This is a genomic window from Streptomyces sp. NPDC002324 (assembly GCF_053593335.1).
The window spans coordinates 1-3,306 of sequence record NZ_JBSFCF010000091.1; the positions used below are offsets into that span (position 1 = coordinate 1).

Consider the following 3,306-nt stretch of genomic DNA (forward strand, 5'->3'; position numbering starts at 1 on the left):
TCCACCGCCGCTCTCGCCACCTCGGCCATCAGCGGCTTCAGGAACCTCAGCGTACGGCTGCTGCCCGTACGGCAATTCACTTCGTATCATTCGCGAGAAGGACTCCCCGCATGACGCAACACGAGGCCGCTTTCGCCGAACCGGCGTCCACGGAAAACCAGTCGCTCCTACGCAATAGGGCCTTCCTGCTGCTATGGACCGGCCAGAGCGTGGGCGAGTTGGGTGCCCGCATCACCACCGTGGTGGTCCCGCTGCTCGCAGCCAACTCGCTGCACGCCAGCGCGTTCCAAATATCCCTGCTCACCTCCTTGGCTTGGCTGCCCTACCTCTTCGTCTCGCTGCCGGCCGGTATCCTCGCCGACCGATGCGACCACCGGAAGTTGATGGTCGCTTGCGACCTGGGCCGGTTCCTGCTCATGGGTTCGGTGCCGCTGTTCGCACTCAGCTGGGAGGTGCATCTGTGGTACCTGTATGTCGTCGTCACTGCGTCCGGCACTCTCTCCGTGCTCTTCGGCGTCGCCTACCACTCTCGGCTTCCTGCCGTGGTGAAGAAACACCATCTAGTTGACGGCACAGCGAAGTTGGAGACCAGTCGAGAGTTGGCCGAGTTTACCGGACCTGCTCTCGCTGGATTCCTGGTGGACCTGGTGGGAACATCACGTGCCTTTCTGGGCAACAGCCTGGCGTACTTTGTGAGCGCGGTGACGCTGTGGTTCATGGGGGCATCGGACGAGCGTCCGGCACCCAAGGAGCGCGAACCGTTGCGCCAGGAGGTCAACGAAGGGCTCGCCTTCATCTGGGGCCGGTTGGAGTTGCGGGCTATCCTTGGCTGCTCAGCAACATCGAATTTCTTTGTCATGGCCGTGAGTTCCATCGGTGTAACCTTTATGGTGCGGCAGTTGGACGCCTCGCCGTGGATGGTCGGTGTAGTCTCCAGCATCAGTGCCGTCGTCGGCATGGCTACCGGTCTGATGGCCAACCGGGTGGCACGTTGGATCGGCACTGCGCGCATGATCTGGTTGGCCATGGCTGCACCAGGACCGCTTTACCTACTGATGCCGCTGGCGCCCCACGGCTGGGGGATCGTACTCTACGGCTGCGGACTCGGCGCTTTCTCGCTGAACGCCGTTCTTTACAACGTCGCGGCGACGTCGTATCGGCAGCGGGTGACACCCGCACACCTCCTCGGCAGGGTCAACGCCTCATTCATGTGGATTTGTTACGGTGTGATTCCGCTGGGGGCGCTCTTCGGTGGTGGTCTTGCCACATGGTACGGACTCCGTGCAGCTCTGCTGATCTGTGTCCTCGGTATGTGGAGTGCGGCACTGTTCGTGGTCTTCTCACCGCTGATCCGGATGCGCGACCTGCCCGCAACGTGAGCGTGGGCGCTCGTCTGCTGGCCCCGGGGTTGGCTGTTGGTGAGGCTGATCCCCGGGAATTGACACCGGGTTTCGCACGACGAGTGACAGCTCACGTGACGTGATGAGTTGCCGTTCGAACGCGGCTGGTGTGAGGTGGCCGCGTGCGGAATGCCGACGCTGCCGGTTGTAGTACGACAGAACAACTCGAGCCGCATGTGTGCCTTCCGTGGAGCAACTCGCGCTTGAGGCCCTGGAAGAACGACTCGGTGAGGGCACTCACAGTCATAGCTCGAACCGACCAGGCCCGTGGTGTGCCCGATGCCGTGCCGGCGGCACACTTCGGCGAAGACGGCCGCACTGTATTGGGCGCCCCTGTCCGCGTGGACAACGACCCCGCGAACTCGGCCGCCGCAGGCGGCCATGGCCATCTCGATCGCGTCGGTGACCAGCGAGTCACGCAACTGGTCGGCAATCGACCAGCCCACCACCTTCCTCGAGCCGATGTCGATCACTGTGGCGAGGTAGAGCCATGTTGCGCCGACGGCTATGTAAGCGATGTCGCCGCACCACTTGGTGTTCAGCGTGTCCGCGGTGAAGTCGCCCATCACCAGGTCCGGTGCGGGCAGTGCGGTTCTGTCCGCGATCGTCGTCCGCTTCTTCTTCCGCCGGTGCCGCCCAACGATGTGGTTGATCTGCATCAGCCGGGAGCGCCGGTTTCCACCGCGAGAACCTCCGGGCTGCGCGGCACGCTCTCGCGACGGCCTTCGCCCCCCTGGCTACGGGGTGTCGTGGAACGAACCCGAGAACGGCTTCTTCATGGTGGTCACGGTGCCCTTTGAGGCCAATGACAGCGCGCTGGAGCGGTCCGCTCGCGACTACCGCGTGCTGTGGACTCCGCTGTGTTACTTCCGGCGCTCCGGCGGTGAGTGACGGGTCCGGATCCCTCTCAGTTACCTGACCCCCGACGAGATCCAGCCTGGTATCGACCGACTGGCCAAGTTCATTGAGGACCAGCGTGATCAAGACGTCGACTGACTCTGCAAGCCAGTGCCACGTCTGGTGGACCGAGACCTCTGGTGCAGCACGCACCCTGCAGCACCTGCTGTCGGACGCTGAACGCTTCCGTGCCACCAGCATGATTCGACCCGCTGATCAGGACCGCTTCGTGGCGGGACGCGCCTTGCTGCGGATCGTGGCCGGCGATTTGACCGGCCGCCAGGCACATGAGGTAGCCGTGGGATCATCGTGCCCCGACTGCTCACGCCCCCATGGCAAACCAACATTGCCGGGTACTGAGTGGGAGGCATCCATCTCCCACTCGGGCCGACTCGCCGCGGTTGCGGTTTGCTCGGCCGGGCCGGTCGGCCTCGACATCGAGCACATCGATGCGGGCTTCGATGTGGCAGAACTGGAGCCGCAGGCACTCTCCCTGGTTGAAAGGGAGGCATTCGGGCCTCGTACTCCCGAGGCGTTCTTCCGCACCTGGACCCGGAAGGAGGCCATCGTCAAGGCGACCGGAGACGGTTTGCGTATCCCGCTGCCCCGGCTGTCCGTCAGCGCCCCCTACAAGGCACCGGCAGTAATGGATTTCGCGGACAGGCCCGATCTGGTGGGCCGGATTCAGCTGACAGACCTGGAGGGTGTGCCCGGCTACGCCGCTGCCTTGGCGGTGATCGCCCAGGAACCGGTGCGGTACACCGAGCATCACTTGGTGCCGCCAACGCTCTGTGCTGTCTAGCCCCTGTCCGAAGGCGCTCGCGGCCCGGTACTGCGGCCCTTCGTGCTGCAGGAGCGTCTCCAACAGGCCCACTGGCGCGTCTCCGGCGGGCCCGCTGGCCGGGGCCGCGGGAAAACGGACAGCACAGCGTGGGAAACGGCCTTCCTGCGCGGGTGTGTTGGTCCTGGCCAGCGTGTTTCGTCGGTGCACCGGTCGGGTGACGCGCTT

Annotated in this window: 2 protein-coding genes and 1 pseudogene; 2 read left to right on the top strand and 1 reads right to left on the bottom strand. The window is 64.5% G+C overall.

Features of this window, described 5'->3' with window-relative positions; genetic code table 11:
* Positions 1 to 110: 110 nt before the first annotated feature.
* A complete protein-coding gene (locus tag ACWCRJ_RS44465; protein WP_450944681.1) occupies positions 111 to 1,379 on the top strand; it encodes an MFS transporter in 1,269 nt (422 codons plus the stop codon).
* Between the two features lie 75 nt (positions 1,380 to 1,454).
* Here the strand turns inward: ACWCRJ_RS44465 and ACWCRJ_RS44470 are convergent.
* Positions 1,455 to 2,074: pseudogene (locus ACWCRJ_RS44470) on the bottom strand (IS3 family transposase); the annotation flags it as partial.
* A gap of 302 nt (positions 2,075 to 2,376) precedes the next feature.
* Here ACWCRJ_RS44470 and ACWCRJ_RS44475 point away from each other — a divergent pair.
* On the top strand, positions 2,377 to 3,099 hold the full coding sequence (locus ACWCRJ_RS44475) for a 4'-phosphopantetheinyl transferase family protein (protein ID WP_450944682.1): 723 nt from the start codon (positions 2,377 to 2,379) through the stop codon (positions 3,097 to 3,099).
* Positions 3,100 to 3,306: the final 207 nt, after the last annotated feature.